Annotated in this window: 15 protein-coding genes and 2 tRNA genes; 16 read left to right on the forward strand and 1 reads right to left on the reverse strand. The window is 48.2% G+C overall.

Annotated elements, in window-relative coordinates:
- Nucleotides 1-155: 155 nt before the first annotated feature.
- The 12 genes from folP to rpsO all read left to right on the forward strand — a co-directional run bounded on the left by folP (nt 156) and on the right by rpsO (nt 10,683).
- Nucleotides 156-941: a dihydropteroate synthase gene (gene folP, locus LZP69_RS07845; protein ID WP_234199900.1), complete on the forward strand. Its 786-nt coding sequence runs from the start codon at nt 156-158 to the stop codon at nt 939-941.
- Nucleotides 942-1,017: 76 nt separating this feature from the next.
- Entirely contained in the window at nt 1,018-2,349 is a 1,332-nt protein-coding gene (gene glmM / locus LZP69_RS07850) for a phosphoglucosamine mutase (protein WP_326490254.1), read from the forward strand.
- A gap of 189 nt (nt 2,350-2,538) precedes the next feature.
- Nucleotides 2,539-3,321 (forward strand): triose-phosphate isomerase, encoded by a 783-nt coding sequence (gene tpiA / locus LZP69_RS07855; protein ID WP_234199694.1) that lies wholly within the window; start codon nt 2,539-2,541, stop codon nt 3,319-3,321.
- Between the two features lies 1 nt (nt 3,322).
- Entirely contained in the window at nt 3,323-3,667 is a 345-nt protein-coding gene (gene secG / locus LZP69_RS07860; protein ID WP_234199695.1) for a preprotein translocase subunit SecG, read from the forward strand.
- A 115-nt stretch (nt 3,668-3,782) separates the two neighbouring features.
- A tRNA-Leu gene (locus tag LZP69_RS07865) sits at nt 3,783-3,868 on the forward strand.
- Nucleotides 3,869-3,972: 104 nt separating this feature from the next.
- A tRNA-Met gene (locus LZP69_RS07870) sits at nt 3,973-4,049 on the forward strand.
- A gap of 156 nt (nt 4,050-4,205) precedes the next feature.
- Nucleotides 4,206-4,661 (forward strand): ribosome maturation factor RimP, encoded by a 456-nt coding sequence (rimP, locus tag LZP69_RS07875; protein WP_234199696.1) that lies wholly within the window; start codon nt 4,206-4,208, stop codon nt 4,659-4,661.
- A gap of 26 nt (nt 4,662-4,687) precedes the next feature.
- Nucleotides 4,688-6,187, forward strand: a complete 1,500-nt coding sequence (gene nusA, locus LZP69_RS07880; RefSeq protein WP_234199697.1) for a transcription termination factor NusA — start codon at nt 4,688-4,690, stop codon at nt 6,185-6,187.
- A gap of 26 nt (nt 6,188-6,213) precedes the next feature.
- On the forward strand, nt 6,214-8,892 hold the full coding sequence (infB, locus tag LZP69_RS07885; RefSeq protein WP_234199699.1) for a translation initiation factor IF-2: 2,679 nt from the start codon (nt 6,214-6,216) through the stop codon (nt 8,890-8,892).
- 51 nt (nt 8,893-8,943) lie between these two features.
- Entirely contained in the window at nt 8,944-9,372 is a 429-nt protein-coding gene (gene rbfA / locus LZP69_RS07890; RefSeq protein ID WP_234199701.1) for a 30S ribosome-binding factor RbfA, read from the forward strand.
- A complete protein-coding gene (truB, locus tag LZP69_RS07895) occupies nt 9,372-10,313 on the forward strand; it encodes a tRNA pseudouridine(55) synthase TruB (RefSeq protein WP_234199703.1) in 942 nt (313 codons plus the stop codon). The genes rbfA and truB overlap by 1 nt, the downstream gene beginning before the upstream one ends.
- Before the next feature lie 100 nt (nt 10,314-10,413).
- Nucleotides 10,414-10,683, forward strand: a complete 270-nt coding sequence (gene rpsO, locus LZP69_RS07900; protein WP_234199704.1) for a 30S ribosomal protein S15 — start codon at nt 10,414-10,416, stop codon at nt 10,681-10,683.
- 81 nt (nt 10,684-10,764) lie between these two features.
- On the opposite strand, the gene LZP69_RS07905 is transcribed toward rpsO, so the two are convergent.
- Nucleotides 10,765-12,798 carry a putative bifunctional diguanylate cyclase/phosphodiesterase gene (locus tag LZP69_RS07905; RefSeq protein ID WP_234199705.1) on the reverse strand — a complete coding sequence of 678 codons (2,034 nt, stop codon included), beginning with the start codon at nt 12,796-12,798 and terminating at the stop codon, nt 10,765-10,767.
- 194 nt (nt 12,799-12,992) lie between these two features.
- Here LZP69_RS07905 and pnp point away from each other — a divergent pair, with 194 nt between their 5' ends.
- The 4 genes from pnp to LZP69_RS07925 all read left to right on the forward strand — a co-directional run bounded on the left by pnp (nt 12,993) and on the right by LZP69_RS07925 (nt 19,066).
- Nucleotides 12,993-15,095 (forward strand): polyribonucleotide nucleotidyltransferase, encoded by a 2,103-nt coding sequence (pnp, locus tag LZP69_RS07910; RefSeq protein ID WP_234199706.1) that lies wholly within the window; start codon nt 12,993-12,995, stop codon nt 15,093-15,095.
- Nucleotides 15,096-15,224: 129 nt separating this feature from the next.
- Nucleotides 15,225-16,136, forward strand: coding sequence for a lipoprotein NlpI (gene nlpI / locus LZP69_RS07915; RefSeq protein ID WP_234199707.1), 912 nt, complete (start codon nt 15,225-15,227; stop codon nt 16,134-16,136).
- A gap of 280 nt (nt 16,137-16,416) precedes the next feature.
- Nucleotides 16,417-17,994, forward strand: a complete 1,578-nt coding sequence (gene prfC, locus LZP69_RS07920; protein ID WP_234199708.1) for a peptide chain release factor 3 — start codon at nt 16,417-16,419, stop codon at nt 17,992-17,994.
- Nucleotides 17,995-18,259: 265 nt separating this feature from the next.
- The gene (locus LZP69_RS07925) at nt 18,260-19,066 is read left to right on the forward strand and encodes a TatD family hydrolase (RefSeq protein ID WP_234199709.1); all 807 of its coding nucleotides are present in this window, start codon (nt 18,260-18,262) and stop codon (nt 19,064-19,066) included.
- Nucleotides 19,067-19,071: the final 5 nt, after the last annotated feature.

The raw sequence follows: 19,071 nt of genomic DNA on the forward strand, positions 1-19,071 counted from the left end.
AAACCCCGAGAGGGGTTTTCTTGTTTTAGCCAGGCCAAAGCACAAACAAAGTACAAACAAGCTAATCACAAGGGCTAGCGTCGCTAAGTATTAAGGAGACACTTTTGCAGTTAGTTAGCGGACAGAAAAGATTAGACCTGAGCCAGCCTCAGGTGATGGGGATCTTAAATACTACACCGGATTCCTTTTCCGATGGCGGTCAGTTTTCCGACTTAGCGCGCGCCTGTCGCCATGCCGATGAGATGGTGAAGCAGGGCGCCAGTATCATAGATATTGGCGGTGAGTCGACTCGGCCCGGCGCCGCAGAGGTGAGTCTGGAACACGAACTTGAGCGGGTTATTCCGCTGGTTGAGTATGTGGCGGCAAATCATGATGTGTGGATTTCGGTCGATACCAGCAAAGCCGGTGTAATGGCTGAGGCGGTGGCCCGGGGCGCCCATCTGATTAATGATGTGCGAGCCCTGCAGGAGCCTGATGCTTTGGCGACGGCAGCAAAGCTGAACGTGCCTGTGTGTTTAATGCATATGCAGGGACAGCCTCGTACTATGCAATACTCTCCACAATATCAGGATGTTATTAGTGATATATCCACCTTTTTCGATGAGCGTATCCGTGCCTGCGAGAAGGCGGGAATAGCACGCTCACACTTAGTGCTGGATCCGGGATTTGGTTTTGGCAAAACCCTGGCTCATAACTTTGAGCTGCTAAATCGACTGGCGGAATTTAACCTTTTTGAGCTGCCAGTGTTGATCGGACTGTCGCGTAAGAGCATGATAGGTCAGCTGCTTAATGCCGATGTCAGTGAGCGTTTAGCAGGCACCCTGGCGGCGGGCATGCTTAGCCTGCAACGCGGCGGGCATATTTTGCGGGTGCATGATGTAAAAGAAACTGTGGATATGATTAAAGTGATGCAGGCTTGCCACAACTATCAAACCCTATAAAGCCATAGTGGTTTGGGCATTTTTAGCATAGAGTGGACAGCGGCAAATATCCTCCCAATTGTTTAAGAGGTTCTCTGTGAGAAAATTTTTTGGTACCGATGGTGTTCGAGGCAAGGTTGGCGCCGGTAAGATGACGCCAGAGCTTGCATTGAAGTTAGGTTGGGCTGCGGGACGGGTGTTATCTCGGGCAGGCACCAACAAGGTGATTATAGGTAAAGATACGCGTATTTCCGGTTATCTGTTCGAATCTGCCATGGAAGCCGGTTTATCGGCGGCGGGATTGAATGTGATGTTATTGGGCCCTATGCCGACGCCGGCAGTCGCTTATCTGACTCGAACTTTTAGAGCCGAAGCCGGGGTGGTGATCAGTGCATCCCATAACCCCTATTATGATAACGGCATTAAGTTCTTCTCCTGCGATGGCAGCAAGCTCGATGATGCCATCGAGTTAGAGATAGAGGCCGAGCTGGAAAAGCCACTCGAGTGTGTTGAATCCCACTTGCTGGGCAAGGTCTCGCGCATCGAAGATGCAGCCGGGCGATATATCGAATATTGTAAGGGCAACTTCCCCGCCGAATTCACTCTGCAGGGACTCAAAATTGTAGTCGATTGCGCCCATGGCGCGACCTACCATATCGCCCCTAATGTATTTAGGGAACTGGGCGCCGAGGTTGTGGTGATAGGCGCATCGCCAAATGGCATTAATATTAACCATGAGGTGGGTGCGACCTCCCTAGCAAAGATTCGCGAAACCGTGGTGGCTGAAAATGCCGATCTCGGTATCGCCTTAGATGGTGATGGTGATCGTATCATGATGGTCAATTGTCACGGCGATGTGGTCGATGGCGACGTGATACTCTACATCTTGGCCTGCGATGCCCAGGATAGAGGCACGTTACAGGGTGGTGTTGTCGGCACTTTGATGTCAAACCTAGGTATGGAGCTGGCTCTCAAGGCACGTAATATTCCTTTTGCTCGCTCGAAAGTGGGCGATCGCTATGTGATGGAACTGCTTAAAGAACGGGACTGGCGTATCGGCGGTGAAAACTCGGGCCATGTGCTACATCTGGATCACGGCACGACTGGCGATGGTATAGTGGCCGGTATCTTGGTCCTGGCGGCCATGCGCCGTAAAGGGGTGAGCCTTGAGGAGATCACTCAAGGGATCACTATGCTGCCTCAGGTGCTGGTTAATGTGCGTTTCGAGGGTAAACACGACCCCCTTAAAGCCCAGAGCGTTCAGGCGGCTCAGCTGCAGGTGGAGCAAGAACTGGGTGAACGTGGCCGCGTGCTGCTGCGTAAATCTGGCACAGAGCCGCTGATCCGTGTGATGGTGGAAGGTGATGATGAGGCCGAAGTTAAGCGTCATGCCGATACCATTGCTGAGGCGATTCGCGTGCTAGTTTGATGTCGGGCTAAATAAGCTACTGATCTATCAGAGAGGATTTACCCTTAGTGGGTTAAATCCTCTTCATTTACCTAAATGCAGAGTAAAAAGTAGCCGTCTGGCGCGTTTCTCTCAAAATTTCGAGATTTAGGTATTGTAAGTTAATAAGTGGTTCGCTATTATTCACGCCGCTTTCAGAAGGAGACAGTGATGGCACTTAGACGTCCAATGGTCGCTGGTAACTGGAAAATGAACGGCTCGGCGCAGTTAGCGCAGGAGTTGTTTACTAAATTCGCTACCAAGCTTCAAAATGATTCTGCGGAAGTGGTCTTATGTCCACCAAGTATATTCCTGGAAAGTGTCCGTCAGCAGCTTGATGCTAACAAAGAAGCCTTAAATGGCTGTCTTGTTAGAATGGGTGCCCAAAACTTAAGTCAGCATGACTTTGGTGCCTACACAGGCGAAGTGTCTGGACAGATGTTAAAAGATTCAGGATGTCGATATGTGATTATCGGCCACTCCGAACGTCGTCGCATGTACGGCGAAACCAGTGATATTGTAGCGGAGAAATTCGCTGCAGCACAAAAGCATGGTCTAACCCCTATCTTATGTGTAGGTGAGTCTGGCCCAGCTCGTGAAGCGCGTCGTACCTTCGAGGTGATCGCCGAAGAGTTGGATGTGGTCATTGAGAAAAATGGCACCATGGCTTTTGATAACGCAATTATCGCCTACGAACCCTTGTGGGCTGTAGGGACAGGTAAGAGCGCTACGCCGGAGCAGGCGCAAGAAGTACACGCGTTTATACGCAAGCGTCTCTCTGAAGTATCTCCCTTTATTGGAGAGAATATCAGGATTTTGTACGGTGGCAGCGTAACGCCGAGTAATGCAGCAGATCTATTTGCTCAGCCTGATGTTGATGGTGGACTGATAGGCGGTGCAAGCTTAAACTCTACCGAGTTTTTAAGTTTATGTTCGATAGCAATGAGCGCATAATATGTACGAAGTTCTAATGGTTGTTTACTTGTTGGTAGCATTGGCTTTAATCGGCCTGATCCTTATCCAGCAAGGTAAAGGTGCTGACATGGGAGCCTCTTTTGGCGCCGGTGCTTCAGCGACATTATTTGGATCATCAGGTTCAGGTAATTTCTTAACTCGCACGACTGCGATTTTAGCGATTGGTTTTTTTGCCTTGAGTCTTACCATAGGTAACTTGAGTGCGAACCACACCAAACAGGAAGATACCTGGAAAGATTTAGGCGCTGATGCTGCAACGGTAACACAACCTGCTACCGACGCAGCAAAAGAAGCCCAAAAGTCAGAAGATAAGATCCCTGACTAATACTCAAACTCTGTTTGGGTAAGGTGATAGTGAATATGTAAGCTATGACCTTTTGTTAAAACTGAAATAACACCTCAATTATTTCTTCTAAGTTTTAGCAATAAAGCAAAATGATGCGGATGTGGTGGAATTGGTAGACACGCCATCTTGAGGGGGTGGTGAGCCTAGCTCGTGAGGGTTCAAGTCCCTCCATCCGCACCAATTTCAGTGTTGACTCTAGGGTAACACTGAGCGAATAAAGTCTGCTGTAAGCTGGCTTTGTTATTGCAAATTTGGGTCGTTATCCATATAATTGCAGCAGTTGACGCGGGGTGGAGCAGCTTGGTAGCTCGTCGGGCTCATAACCCGAAGGTCGTCGGTTCAAATCCGGCCCCCGCAACCAACTTCCCAGTGATGAACTCGGTTCATTTCTGTTACAGGTTCTGAAGATTATGACCTCGTGATTACGGGGTTTTTTGTTATCTGGACTTTTGAAATATCGTCATCGACGATGTCTTACTGGGGCTTTAAGCCCTTTTTTGTTTTTCGGGGGGTCATTTTGGCAACTTTAGAAAGTAAACTGGAACAGATGCTGATTGCACCAGTTGAAGCATTAGGCCACAGTCTTTGGGGCATTGAGTTCGTGCATGCAGGCAAGCATTCTGTTTTGCGCGTATATATAGATAATGAGAACGGCATTTTTATCGAAGATTGTGCCGACGTCAGTCGCCAGATCAGTGCCGTGCTTGATGTTGAAGATCCCATTTCAACCGAATACACATTAGAAGTTTCTTCGCCCGGTGTAGACAGACCGTTATTCACGGCGGCGCAATACGCGCAATACATAGGCGAAACCGTAAAGGTGCAACTGACTATGCCTGTTGCGGGTAGTCGCAATTTAAAAGGTACCGTCACTGGCGTAGAGGGGCAGATGCTGACTCTTACCGTTGATGGCAACGAACTGATTATTGCCTTGGATAACATCCGCAAAGGCAACTTAATCGCTAAGTTTTGATGGATTCAAGGTGAAGAGGCAAGAGAATGAATAAAGAGATTCTGCTAGTCGCTGAGGCGGTTTCAAACGAGAAAGCTGTACCACGTGAAAAGATTTTTGAAGCATTAGAGATCGCGCTGGCTACTGCGACCAAGAAAAAATATGAAGGCGATATCGAAGTGCGTGTCGCTATCGACCGTAAGACAGGTGAGTATGATACTTTCCGTCGCTGGATGGTGGTTGAGGATCAGGGCGAAGCCTTAGAAAACCCATTCCGCGAGATCACCCTAGAAGCGGCTCGTTTCGAGAACCCAGAGATTCAAGTGGGTGATTACATCGAAGACGAGATCGAGTCAGTGGTTTTCGACCGCATCACTACTCAAACTGCCAAGCAAGTTATCGTGCAGAAAGTACGTGAAGCCGAGCGGGCACAGATTGTCGATCAGTTTATCGAAAAAGAGGGTGAATTGATCACGGGTGTGGTGAAGAAGAGTAACCGTGAAAGCGTGGTTGTCGACCTAGGCAACAACGCCGATGCAGTGCTTTTTAAAGAAGATCTTATCTCGCGTGAAAGTTTCCGCCCAGGTGACCGTGTGCGTGCGCTGCTTTATGCCGTTCGCCCTGAAGCTCGTGGTGCGCAGCTGTTTTTAACTCGTACCAAGCCTGATATGCTTATTGAGCTTTTCCGAGTTGAAGTGCCTGAAATTGCTGATGAAATGATCGAAATCATGGGCGCAGCAAGGGATCCAGGTTCGCGTGCGAAAATTGCGGTTAAGTCAAATGATCGTCGTATCGATCCTATCGGTGCCTGTGTGGGCATGCGCGGCGCGCGTGTTCAGGCAGTCTCGAACGAACTTGGCGGTGAGCGAGTTGATATCGTGCTGTGGGATGATAATCCAGCTCAGTTCGTTATCAACGCGATGGCGCCTGCCGACGTGGCTTCAATTGTTGTCGATGAAGATAACCACTCTATGGATATCGCCGTTGAAGCCGACTCACTGGCGCAAGCCATTGGCCGTAATGGCCAGAACGTACGTCTAGCGACCCAGTTATCGGGATGGGAGCTAAACGTGATGACAGTGGAAGATATGCAGGCTAAGCACCAGGCAGAAAGTGCCAAAGTGGTTACCTTGTTTGTTAATGCACTGGATGTCGATGAAGACTTTGCTCAGGTTCTTGCCGATGAAGGTTTCACTTCATTAGAAGAGGTGGCTTATGTTCCTGAGTCTGAGCTGTTGGAAATCGACGGCTTCGATGAAGATATCGTTGCTGCATTGAGAGAGCGCGCTAAAGCCGCTATCTCTACACGGGCTCTGGCGTCCGAAGAAGCACTGGATGGTGCTGAGCCGAGCGAAGATTTACTTGCCCTTGAAGGTTTAGAGCGTCATTTGGCGTATGTGTTGGCAAGTAAAGGCGTAATTACGCTTGAAGATTTAGCCGAACAAGGCATTGATGATTTGATCGAGATTGAAGAATTAACAGAAGAAAAGGCAGGTGAGCTCATCATGGCAGCCCGCAATATCTGTTGGTTTGGCGAAGAAGCATAAGTCGATCAACAGAGGGGAGTTTACAGATGGCAGATACAACAGTAGCAAAACTGGCCGAAGAAGTAGGAAAAAGTGCTGATCGCTTGGTTGAGCAATTTTCTGAAGCGGGAATTAAGAAGAGCAAAACTGACACAGTGTCAGAGCAAGAGAAGCAGCAGTTGCTCGAATTCCTGAAGAAACAACATGGTGGCGACTCAACGCCAACCAAGATGACACTGCAACGCAAGTCGGTTTCGACCTTAAGCGTCTCAGGCAGCGGTGGTCAATCTAAAGACATTAAAGTCGAAGTGCGTAAGAAGCGTACCTTCGTAAAGCGCGACCCAGCGGCAGAAGCAGAAGCCAAGGCAAAAGCTGAGGCAGAAGCGAAAGCTCAGGCTGAAGCAGAAGCTAAGCTGAAGGCCGAAGCTGAAGCGAAGGCGAAAGCAGAAGCTCAGGCTAAAGCTGAAGCGAAAGCCAAGGCAGAAGCAGAAGCCAAGGCAAAAGCCAAAAAAGCGGCCGAAGCCAAACCTGCTGTCCCAGAGACAGAAGAAGAGAAAGCGGCCAAGATAGAAGAGGCTCGCCTGCTCGCGGCAAAAGAAGCGGCTGCAAAGCAAAAAGCCGATGAAGAAGCCAAAGCGGCTGCCGAGAAGGCGCGTCGTTTAGCCGAAGAAAATGAAAAGCGTTGGGCCGAAGAGGAGCGTCAGCGCAAAGAATCTGAAACCGCCGATCATCATATGACGACCTCTTCAGCGGCGCGTGCTGCAGAAGATACCGCGGATATGAACGATGAGCGACGTGGTCGTCGTCAGCGTAAACCAGCCGGTACTGGCAGAAAAGAGGCGGGCGGCAAGAAACGCGGTGGTGGCCGTGAAGAACGCAATGGCCGTGAAGAGCGCGGCGGTCGTGATCGTCGCAGCAAGCGCAATGCCCCTGAGTCTATGGCCCATGGCTTCAACAAGCCTGCCGCAGCAGTGACACGTGATGTGAGCATTGGTGAAACAGTTACCGTTGCCGAACTGGCACAGAAGATGGCCGTTAAAGCCACTGAAATCATCAAGCAGATGATGAAGATGGGCTCTATGGTCACCATCAACCAGGTACTGGATCAGGAAACTGCGCAACTGGTTGCTGAAGAGATGGGCCACAAAGTGGTGCTGACGCGTGAAAACGAACTTGAGCATCAAGTACTTGCAGACCGTGACGGTAACGTCAAAGTGGAGCCTCGTGCGCCAGTTGTGACCATCATGGGTCACGTTGACCACGGTAAGACGTCACTACTTGATTACATTCGCCGCGCTAAGGTTGCCTCTGGTGAGGCCGGTGGTATTACCCAGCATATTGGTGCGTACCATGTTGAAACCGAAAACGGCATGATCACCTTCCTAGATACTCCAGGTCACGCGGCGTTTACCGCTATGCGTGCCCGTGGTGCGAAGGCGACCGATATTGTTATCTTGGTTGTTGCTGCCGATGACGGCGTAATGCCACAAACCATTGAGGCGATTCAACACGCTAAAGCCGGTGGTGTACCTCTGATTGTTGCGGTTAACAAGATGGATAAGCCTGAAGCCGATCCCGATCGCGTTAAGTCTGAGCTGTCTCAGCATGGCGTAATGTCTGAAGATTGGGGCGGAAGCAACATGTTCTGTCATGTTTCTGCTAAGTCAGGAGAAGGCATTGATGAGCTGCTAGAAGGTATCTTGCTTGAAGCCGAAGTTCTCGAGCTTAAAGCGGTACGTGAAGGCATGGCGGCCGGTGTTGTGGTTGAATCTAAGCTGGATAAGGGCCGTGGTCCTGTGGCAACTATCCTGGTTCAGGAAGGCACGCTTAAGCAAGGTGATATCGTACTTTGTGGTCTTGAGTACGGTAAAGTTCGTGCGATGAAAGATGAGAACGGTAAATCGATCACCGAAGCCGGTCCATCGATCCCTGTTGAGATCTTAGGTCTTTCTGGTGTGCCATCAGCCGGTGATGAAGCGACAGTTGTTCGTGACGAACGTAAGGCCCGTGAAGTGGCGCTTTACCGTCAAGGTAAGTTCCGTGATGTGAAGCTGGCGCGTCAGCAGAAGTCTAAGTTAGAGAACATGTTCGCTAACATGACCGAAGGTGAAGTGCAGGAGCTGAATATAGTGCTTAAGGCCGATGTACAAGGCTCACTGGAAGCGATTTCAGATTCATTGAACAAGCTGTCTACCGACGAAGTTAAAGTGAACATTATCGCCAGCGGCGTAGGTGGATTGACTGAAACCGATGCGTCACTTGCAGCAGCTTCTAATGCCATCATGGTTGGCTTTAACGTGCGTGCCGATGCACAGGCCCGTAAGACAATCGAGAGCGAAAGCGTCGATCTACGCTACTACAGCGTGATCTACCACCTTATCGATGAAGTTAAGGCGGCAATGGGCGGCATGTTAGCACCAGAATTTAAGCAAGAGATCATTGGTCTTGCAGAAGTTCGTGATGTATTTAAGTCACCTAAGCTTGGCGCGATTGCCGGTTGTATGGTGACAGAAGGTACTATCAAGCGCAGCGCACCTATCCGTGTTCTACGTGACAACGTGGTTATCTATGAAGGCGAGCTGGAATCACTGCGCCGCTTTAAAGATGACGTTAACGAAGTCCGTAACGGTATGGAGTGTGGTATCGGGGTGAAGAACTATAATGACGTCAGAGTTGGCGATCAGATTGAGGTCTTCGAAACTGTGGAAGTCGCACGAACATTGTAATTCGAAAAAGGCGGCGTCAGCCGCCTTTTTTAGTTAAGAGATGACACTATTATGGCAAAAGAATTTAGTCGTACTCGTCGTATCGGTCAGCAACTACAGCAGGAGTTGGCCCAGGTTTTACAGCGTGATATCAAAGATCCCCGTGTCGGTATGGTGACAGTGAATGATGTCGACGTATCCCGTGATCTCAGTTACGCCAAGGTGTATGTCACCTTTTTTGATGAAGATACTAAGGTGGTCGAAGGCAAATTAGCTGCACTGGAAAGCGCATCGGGTTATATCCGCTCTTTAGTGGCCGGCCGCATGAAACTGCGGGTGATGCCAGAGCTTCGTTTTATTTACGATGCTTCTCTGGTGGAAGGGATGCGTATGTCTAACCTGGTGAGCCAGGTGATCAGCAACGATAAGGCAAAAGCCCGTCAACATGGCACAGATGAAACGCCCGCTGATGAGCAAGACATCGATCAGGATGAGAAGTAATGGCGCGTAAACCTAAGGGGCGCTTTGTCGATGGTATAGTGCTGCTCGATAAAGACACGGGCATGAGTTCCAATTTTGCGCTGCAGCGGGTGAAGCGTATCTATAACGCGGCAAAAGCGGGTCACACAGGGGCACTGGATCCCTTGGCGACCGGCATGTTGCCTATCTGTCTTGGGGAGGCGACCAAGTTTTCTCAGCATCTGCTTGATGCCGATAAGCGTTATCTGGTCACGGCCAAGTTAGGTGAGCGCACAGATACCAGCGACTCGGACGGTGAAGTGGTACAGACGCGGCCTCTGACCTTTACTCAAGAACAGCTTGAACAGTGTTTAGAGCATTTTAGAGGCGATACCTTACAAGTACCGTCCATGTATTCGGCGCTTAAATATCAGGGCCAGCCTCTGTATAAATATGCTCGTGAAGGGAAAGAGGTGCCTCGTGAGGCGCGTCCCATTACTGTGTATGAGCTTAATTTTATTAAGCTGGAAGGGGATGAGCTGACTTTAGATATTCACTGTTCTAAAGGCACCTATATTCGTACCATAATCGACGATTTAGGTGAGATGTTAGGCTGTGGCGCCCATGTGATCATGCTGCGCCGCACCGCAGTAGCCCATTACCCTTATGAGAAGATGGTGACTTTAGAGCAGCTCGGAGCGCTCTTGGCTCAGGCACAAGAGAATGAGCGTTCGCCTAAAGAACTGCTCGACCCACTGTTACTGCCTATGGATACGGCCGTAGCCGACTTTAAAGAGATCAACGTGTCTCAAGAGCTGGCTCATTATCTGATGAATGGTAATCCAGTGCAGGTGGCAAATCTGCCTGTGGATGAGTTGGTACGTATCACCTTGGGTGAGTCACGTCAGTTTGTCGGTATCGGCGCCATGAATGACGATGGTTTATTAGCGCCAAAACGCTTGGTTGTGCTACATCAGGAGTAAACTCTTACTTGCAAGCAAGAGTGAAACTGGGTAATATAGCGCGCTCTCTTCGGCTGAGTTAGTGATCGGCTGAAGCATCTATTTTATTTTGGAGAAAAAAATGTCACTAAGTACAGAAGTAAAAGCACAAATCCTGGCTGATTTTGGCCGTGGTGAAAACGACACTGGTTCTACTGAAGTTCAGGTAGCACTGCTAACTGCACAGATTAACCATCTGCAAGGTCACTTCAAAGAGCACATCCATGACCATCACTCACGTCGTGGTCTGCTACGTATGGTTAGCTCTCGTCGTAAGCTTTTAGCTTATCTTCAACGCAAAGATGTTGCCCGTTACCAAGAGCTGATCAAAAAGCTAGGTCTACGTCGCTAATATTGCGCGAGCGAATGTTAAATAGAAAAGGAGGCGATATGCCTCCTTTTTTATTGCCATTCTTCTGCTTACATTCGCTTGTTAAATTCGCTTAATAGTGGCGTTATTCGGCTTGATATAGAGGTTTTCAAACTCTTGTGAAGTTAGGGGTTTGCTGTAATAGAATCCCTGGCCAACCTGACACTTCTTCTCTTTTAACCAATTGAGCTGTTGTTCATTTTCTATTCCCTCTGCCACGATATTCAGATCCAGCTGTTTACCTAACAGCAGGATAGTCGATGCGATGGCGCTGTCATGGGGCAGATCTGTTACGAAGCAGCGATCGATTTTAAGTGTAGTAATAGGAAGGTGTTGTAAATAGGAGAGTGATGAATAGCCTGTGCCGAAATCATCGACCGCGATACCAAATCCCGCGCTTCTGAGCTGCTCAAGTTTACTTATTGCCAGCTCGATGTCGTTCATCAGTGAGGTTTCAGTGATCTCTATTTCCAACAGGTGAGGGGCTATTTGATAACGTAAAGCGAGCTGCTTAATATCGGGCACCATACTGTTATCACTGAATTGCTGCGAAGCGACATTGACGGCGATTGGTAGATTGAAATTATATTGAGTTTGCCAACCTTTTAATGTCTTACAGGCTGCTTCGATCACCCAACGACCTAAGGCGATAATAATACCTGTTTCTTCAGCCACAGAAATGAATGACATAGGGCTGATTAGGCGCCCCTCTTTCTCCCAGCGAATTAGCGCTTCACAGGAGACAAGCTCTCCAGTTTCGATATTAAACTTGGGCTGAAAATGCAGCTGAAACTCATTGTTTTTTAGCGCGTCATGCAGTGATGCCTCGGTACGCAGGCGCACGGCGGCCCTCTCTGTCATCTGCTGTTTGAAAAATGCCCACTTATTTGAGCCAGAGGCTTTAGCGCTGTACATGGCGATATCGGCATGACGGATAAGGTCTTCGGCGCTTTGTCCATCGTCGGGATAGATGGAGATGCCGATTGAGGCCGCCGGATGAATACTGTGTTCGTTCAGTTGCAGCGACATATTGAGCTGCAGTAAAAGTTTATCGACAAAAGTGGTGATCATGAGCGGCGAGTGTATCTCATCGGCTAAAATCACAAATTCATCACCCCCTAAACGGGCCACAGTACCGTTATCCCCGACGACTCGCTCGAGGATACGTGCAATACGCTGAAGATAGCGATCTCCCGTAGTATGCCCTAGGGTGTCATTGATATTTTTAAAACGGTCGAGATCGATAAATAGCAAGTAAAACGAGTTGTGGTGGGCTTTGGCCTTTTGGATTGAAACGGCAATGGTTTCCAGTAACAGGGTACGGTTGGGTAGGCCGGTCAGTGGATCGCGGGTGGCCATGCGTCGTAGCTTGTCTTGAGTCTGACTAAATTGAATTAATATCTGATTGAATTTTGATGTCACCAAGCCAAGTTCGTCGTCCTGATGGGATCGGCTCTCGGGGAGAAGGTGTTCATCGGGTGATTCTGGGTCAATTTTATCGATAGCTTCACTGATCTGGGCTATGGGCTTAGTTAAAAATCGGTGGAATAAAATCGACAAGACTAAGGTGATCAGTAGCGCCCTGGCTAACGTTGCAATGAAGCTTAGTCTTAGCTGGGAAAAAAGCGCATTGGTCAGCGCCTGGAGATTGTAAGTGATACTCAGCGTACCTATCACCTGAGTCTGATTGTTATTGTTAAAGGAGGACGGTCTGTATAGGGTGCGGCTGATTTGCTGTAGATCGCCAAAGAGTTTTTGGCTGATGTTCTTGATTAAGGGGTCGTTGTTCCCCGGGTGAACTATGGAAACAAAGGTGCTGCCGTCATCGAGCTTAATGATGGCTGAGGCAACATATTCCATTTTTAATAAGCCGGTTAAGGTTTGATTGGCTAAACTGTCATCTAATGCCCAGACGGCGTTGGCGGCAGGATGCTCGATAGAGTCGAGCAGCTCTTGTTGTGAGAGCGTGAGTTGATTACGTGCCGAGGTACCGACTAATGCAATTTCGACGATAAAAATGGCGATAGCAAAAAAGAGCGCCGATATGACGACAAGTGTCGTTTGTTTCCAGGTTAGGGATTTGAATTTGACACTCATTTTCCGTTCTCTTCCATGGTGATTTTCACTTTTTAATCATAGGAAAAAAGCTAAAAAGGAAAGGTGTTTTTTATAGCCAACCACTGTAAACACAAAATTAACATTTGTCACTGAAATGCGGCCTTTATCTATTGATGTGAGTTGCAGTATACTTAGCCGCGAAAATAAGGTTATTAAATTAAGGAATGGTTCAAGTGAATCCAATCGTAAAGAGTTTTGAATATGGTCAACACACAGTCACACTAGAAACAGGTGTGATTGCACGTCAAGCAGATGCCGCCGTTCTGGCTAGCATGGGTGACACAACGGTATTGGTTACTGTTGTCGGTAAGAAAACTGAAGAGCCGGGTCGTGATTTTTTCCCGTTAACGGTTAACTATCAAGAGAAAACCTATGCTGCGGGTAAGATCCCAGGTGGATTCTTTAAGCGCGAAGGTCGTCCCTCAGAAGGTGAAACACTTACTGCCCGCTTGATCGATCGTCCTATTCGTCCTTTATTCCCTAATGGCTTTAAGAACGAAGTTCAAGTGATCATCACAGTGGTTTCTGTCGATCCAGAGATCAGCCCAGAAGTGATCTCCATGATTGGTACTTCGGCTGCACTATCTATTTCAGGTATTCCATTTAATGGTCCACTGGGCTCGGCTCAAGTGGGTTATGTTGATGGTGAATATATCCTTAACCCAACGGTTTCTCAGTTGAAAGAGAGTGAACTTGAGTTATCTGTTGCTGGTACTGAAAATGCGGTACTTATGGTTGAGTCTGAAGCAAAAGCATTGCCAGAAGAAGTGATGCTTGGTGCGGTTGTATATGGCCATGAACAGCAGCAAGTGGTTATTCAGGCGATTAAAGAACTGCAAGCTGAAGTTAACAAGCCCGTATGGGATTGGACTGCACCAGTAGCCAACGAAGAGCTTGTCGCTAAGATCAAAGATTTGGCCGAAGCTGGTCTAACAGAAGCCTATCAAATTCAAGTTAAGCAAGAGCGTTACGCTCAAGTAGACGTAGTTAAAACAGCGGCTAAAGAAGCACTAGTGGCTGAAAATCCAGATGCTGATCTACGCGAAATTGATGGACTACTTGGTAGTCTGGAGAAGAAAGTGGTGCGTAGCCGCATCATAGCCGGCAACCCACGTATCGATGGTCGTGAACCAGATATGGTTCGTGCCCTGAACGTGATGGCGGGTGTGCTGCCACGTACTCACGGCAGTGCCTTGTTCACCCGTGGTGAAACTCAGGCATTAGTGACCTGTACCTTAGGTACAGAGCGTGATGCACAGAAGATAGATAGCATCATGGGCGAGCAAACCAGCCGCTTCATGCTGCATTACAACTTCCCACCTTACTCAGTGGGTGAAACAGGTATGGTTGGCTCACCTAAGCGTCGTGAAATCGGTCACGGTAAGCTGGCATGGCGTGGTATTAACGCTGTTATGCCAACGGCTGAAGAGTTCCCATACAGTGTTCGTGTGGTTTCTGAGATCACCGAATCTAACGGTTCAAGCTCTATGGCTTCTGTTTGTGGTACTTCACTTGCGTTGATGGATGCGGGTGTGCCTATCAAGACATCGGTAGCCGGTATTGCTATGGGTCTTGTGAAAGAAGGCGATGATTTCGTTGTACTTTCTGACATCCTCGGCGATGAAGATCACTTAGGTGATATGGACTTTAAAGTGGCCGGTACCCGTGATGGTGTGACTGCACTGCAGATGGATATCAAGATCGAAGGTATTACCCAAGAGATCATGCAGATCGCACTGCAGCAAGCCTATGGCGCTCGTGTTCACATTCTTAACGTGATGGATCAGGCTATTTCTGGTCACCGCGAAGAGATCTCAGATCACGCTCCACGCATTACCACTATCAAGATCAACCCAGAGAAGATCCGTGATGTGATTGGTAAAGGCGGCGCGACTATCCGTGCGCTGACCGAAGAAACCGGTACTACCATCGAACTTGAAGATGATGGCACAGTGAAGATCGCCTCTGCAAACGGTGACGCGACCAAAGAAGCTATCCGTCGTATTCAAGAGATCACCGCTGAAGTTGAAGTCGGTATGGTTTACAACGGCAAAGTGGTTCGTATCGTCGATTTTGGTGCCTTCGTTACTATCCTGCCTGGCAAAGATGGCCTGGTACACATTTCGCAAATCGCAGAAGAGCGTGTGGCGAATGTGTCTGACTACTTAGAAGTCGGTCAGGAAGTTAAAGTGAAGGTGATGGAAGTGGATCGCCAAGGACGTGTTCGTCTTTCGATGAAAGAAGCACAGCCAAAAGAGGAAGCGGCAGGCGAATAATCGTCTAAGCATCTGAAAAAAGGAGACCATTGAGTCTCCTTTTTTTATTGGTTTTTTCAATTGCAGATAGCCGTTACCCTTTGGGGTTGCTATGATTGATTGAATTGTGGAAGTAAAAAGGTTAAATGGATGACTTATAGATTGCGCTCAACCGCCTTGATCCTACTAGCGGGGTTGAGTTTACTGCTTACGGGATGTGTTTCGACTCAGACGGATATGAGTGCCCAGCAAGATCGCTTGATTGTGGCGCCTGTGCTACCGGATTATAAGTTGGAGATCACCTTAGCAAGGCTTAATGATATTTTAAATTCCGCCGAACTGACCCCAGAGCAGCGGGCGCGTTTCTATTATGATCGCGGCGTTATCTACGATAGTGTTGGCCTGCGTATCCTCAGCCGAATCGATTTCCACCAATCATTAAAAATCCAGCCGGATCTGGCAGATGCCTACAACTTCATTGGGATCTATTTCACCCAGGAAGGGGAGTTTGAAAGCGCCTATGAAGCTTTCGACGCCGTGCTTGAGTTATCACCAGATTATGATTACGCCTACCTTAACCGCGGTATCGCCCTCTATTACGGTGAACGTAACGATCTCGCCATTGCCGATATGGAACGTTTCTATCAAGGGGATGAAAATGATGGTTATCGCGCCCTTTGGCTCTATATTACTGAGTCTCAAAGAGATAAGGTACAGGCGAAAACCCACCTGCAGTCTCACAGAAGCCGTTTATCCGACAGCGATTGGGCGACAACTATCGTTGATTATTACCTAGGTAGAATTGATAAAAATGCGGTTTTTAGCGCAGCACAGCAAGGTTTGCAGCGTCCTAATGAATACGCAGAGCGCCTATGTGAAGCCTATTTTTATCTGGCCAAGATAGCTCAAGACAGTGGCGAATACAGCGATGCGGCTAACTATTACAAGCTGGCCTTAGCTACCAATATCTATGATTTTGTCGAGCACAGGTATGCCCGTGTCGAATTGGCACGGATGGAGCAGTTGTTGGCTCCTGAGGTTGACGCAATTGAGGCAAACTAGTTCAGCACTTAAGCTAGTTCAACACCCAAGCCCAAGCTAAAACCTAAGCCATGCCTTGAGCCTCCGTTATGGAGGCTTTTTGTTTTTTCACTCATTAATACCAGGATTATCCTGATCTGCTTTAGCGAGGCTTTAAGAATGTACGCTCACCTGAGATTGATCGGGATTTTAAATCGGCATATCTGTTATACTCCGCGCCAACTATTTTTATATTTACTTATTTTCTTTAGGCTTGAGCGTAAAAGCCTGTGTAGATTGAGCAAGGTTAGAGTTGTCATTAATGAATAATCTTAATGAAATCAATAAGCGAAGAACGTTCGCTATTATCTCGCACCCCGATGCGGGTAAAACCACTATCACCGAAAAGGTCTTGTTATTCGGCAACGCGTTACAAAAAGCCGGTACGGTAAAAGGCAAAAAGTCGGGTCAGCATGCAAAATCTGACTGGATGGAGATGGAAAAAGATCGTGGTATCTCTATCACCACCTCTGTGATGCAGTTTCCCTATCGTGATGCGCTGGTTAACCTGCTCGATACACCGGGTCACGAAGACTTCTCCGAAGATACTTACCGAACATTAACTGCAGTCGACTCCTGCCTGATGGTGATCGACTCGGCCAAGGGTGTTGAGCAACGTACCATCAAGCTGATGGAGGTTACCCGTCTGCGTGATACGCCGATTGTGACCTTTATGAACAAGCTTGACCGTGATATTCGCGACCCTATCGAGCTGATGGATGAGGTGGAGCAGGTGCTCAATATCGCCTGTGCGCCCATTACCTGGCCGATTGGTGCGGGCAAGGAGTTTAAAGGGGTTTACCATCTGCTGCGTGATGAAGTGGTTTTGTATCAAAGCGGTATGGGACACACGATCCAAGACTCTCGTGTCATCAAAGGTTTGGATAATCCTGAGCTGGATCAAGCCATTGGCAGTTATGCTCAAGACCTGCGCGATGAGATGGAGTTGGTACTAGGGGCTTCCCATGAGTTCGATCTCGATGCCTTTCTTAAAGGCGAGCTGACGCCGGTATTTTTCGGTACAGCTCTGGGTAACTTCGGTGTTGACCATATTCTCGATGGCATAGCCGAGTGGGCGCCTAAGCCACAATCTCGTGAGTCAGATTTGCGTAATGTTGAGCCGGAAGAGCCTAAGTTCAGCGGCTTCGTGTTCAAGATCCAGGCTAACATGGATCCTAAGCACAGGGACCGCGTCGCCTTTATGCGTATCTGCTCTGGTCGTTATGAGCAGGGGATGAAGATGCACCATGTGCGTATAGGTAAAGATGTGAACGTCAGCGATGCTTTGACCTTTATGGCCGGCGATCGCGAGCGCGCCGAAGTCGCCTATCCAGGAGATATCATTGGTCTGCATAACCACGGCACTATTCGTATCGGAGATACCTTTACCCAAGGTGAAAAATTACGCTTTACCGGTGTGCCTAATTTCGCACCTGAGATGTTCCGCCGTATTCGCTTAAAAGATCCTTTAAAGCAGAAACAGCTGCTAAAAGGTCTGGTACAGCTCTCTGAGGAGGGGGCTGTGCAGGTGTTCAGGCCTCTGGACTCGAACGATTTGATCGTGGGCGCCGTTGGTGTGCTGCAGTTTGAAGTGGTAGTACAGCGCCTTAAGAGCGAATATAAGGTGGAAGCCATCTATGAAGCCATTAGTGTGGCAACGGCGCGTTGGGTTTATTGCAGCGATCATAAGAAGCTGGAGGAGTTCAAGCGTAAGTGCAGCAACAACCTGGCCCTCGATGGTGGCGACAACCTCACTTATATCGCGCCTTCTATGGTGAACTTGAATCTGTCGATGGAGCGTTATCCAGACATAGAGTTTGCCAAGACTCGTGAGAATTGATCCTCTATTGAGTTAGGGGATAACACTCGATAAAAGAAAAGCGGAGCAATCTGCTTTTTTTATGCCCAAATTTCAGAACGATTGCACCAGAATTAACCCAATAAGTTATGCTAAGACTATGATGCTAAATGAAAGATATATTTGCTAGAAAGCGAGCAGATAGGGAAACAAACCGATTCGAAATAAGTTCATAGTAAAAGTACTGCTAGCAAAATAACTGATAATAAAAGAACTGGTAATAAAAGAAGAGTTAGGATGCGAAACTATGTCAGCGACTCTGCCCGATAAGCTTAGGTTTATCGACAGTCACATCCATTTGGATTTCGATGCCTTTGATGGAATGCGCCAACCTTTGGTGGCGGCATTGCGCCAGGCCGGACTCACTCATTTAGTGATCCCTGGGGTGTCAATGGCCCATTGGCCTAAGCAGAAGCAGGTTGCCAGTGAATATGACTGCCATTACGCCTTGGGTATTCATCCCTGGTATTGCAAGGATGACTGGCAGCAAGAGGTAAATAAACTTTGCAACTTGATTGCCCAGCAGCATCAAGATGCAAAGTTAGTGGCTTTGGGGGAATGCGGTTTAGATGGCTTGTATAAAGAGACTTGGGAATGGCAGCTTGGCTGTTTTGAGGCGCAATTACAACTTGCCCAGCAGTACCAACTGCCGCTGATCATCCACAGCGTGAAAGCCCATAATGAGGTGCTGGCTCTGCTCAGACGTATTAAACCGCAACGAGGCGGTGTGGTTCATGGATTTTACGGCAGTGTGGAATTGGCAAAACAGTATCTGGATCTTGGGCTGAAACTTGGGATTGGGCATCTGCTGCTTAACGAACAGGCTAAAAAGTTACAAATGTTAATTGCGCAGTTACCATTAACTTCTTTCGTTATCGAAACCGATCTTTCCCTCACACAAAAGCTAAATCAACTACAATTGAATCGATTTGCCGATGATTCAGAGTTGATTTTGCCTTTACTCATTAAAAAAATCGCCGAATTGCAAAAAAAATCTAGTGTTCTAATATCAGAACAGATGTTTGCCAATACTCAGCAACTATTTGACCTCTAGTTTGT

This window comes from Shewanella sp. AS1 (assembly GCF_021412565.1).
Taxonomy (GTDB): Bacteria; Pseudomonadota; Gammaproteobacteria; order Enterobacterales; family Shewanellaceae; genus Shewanella.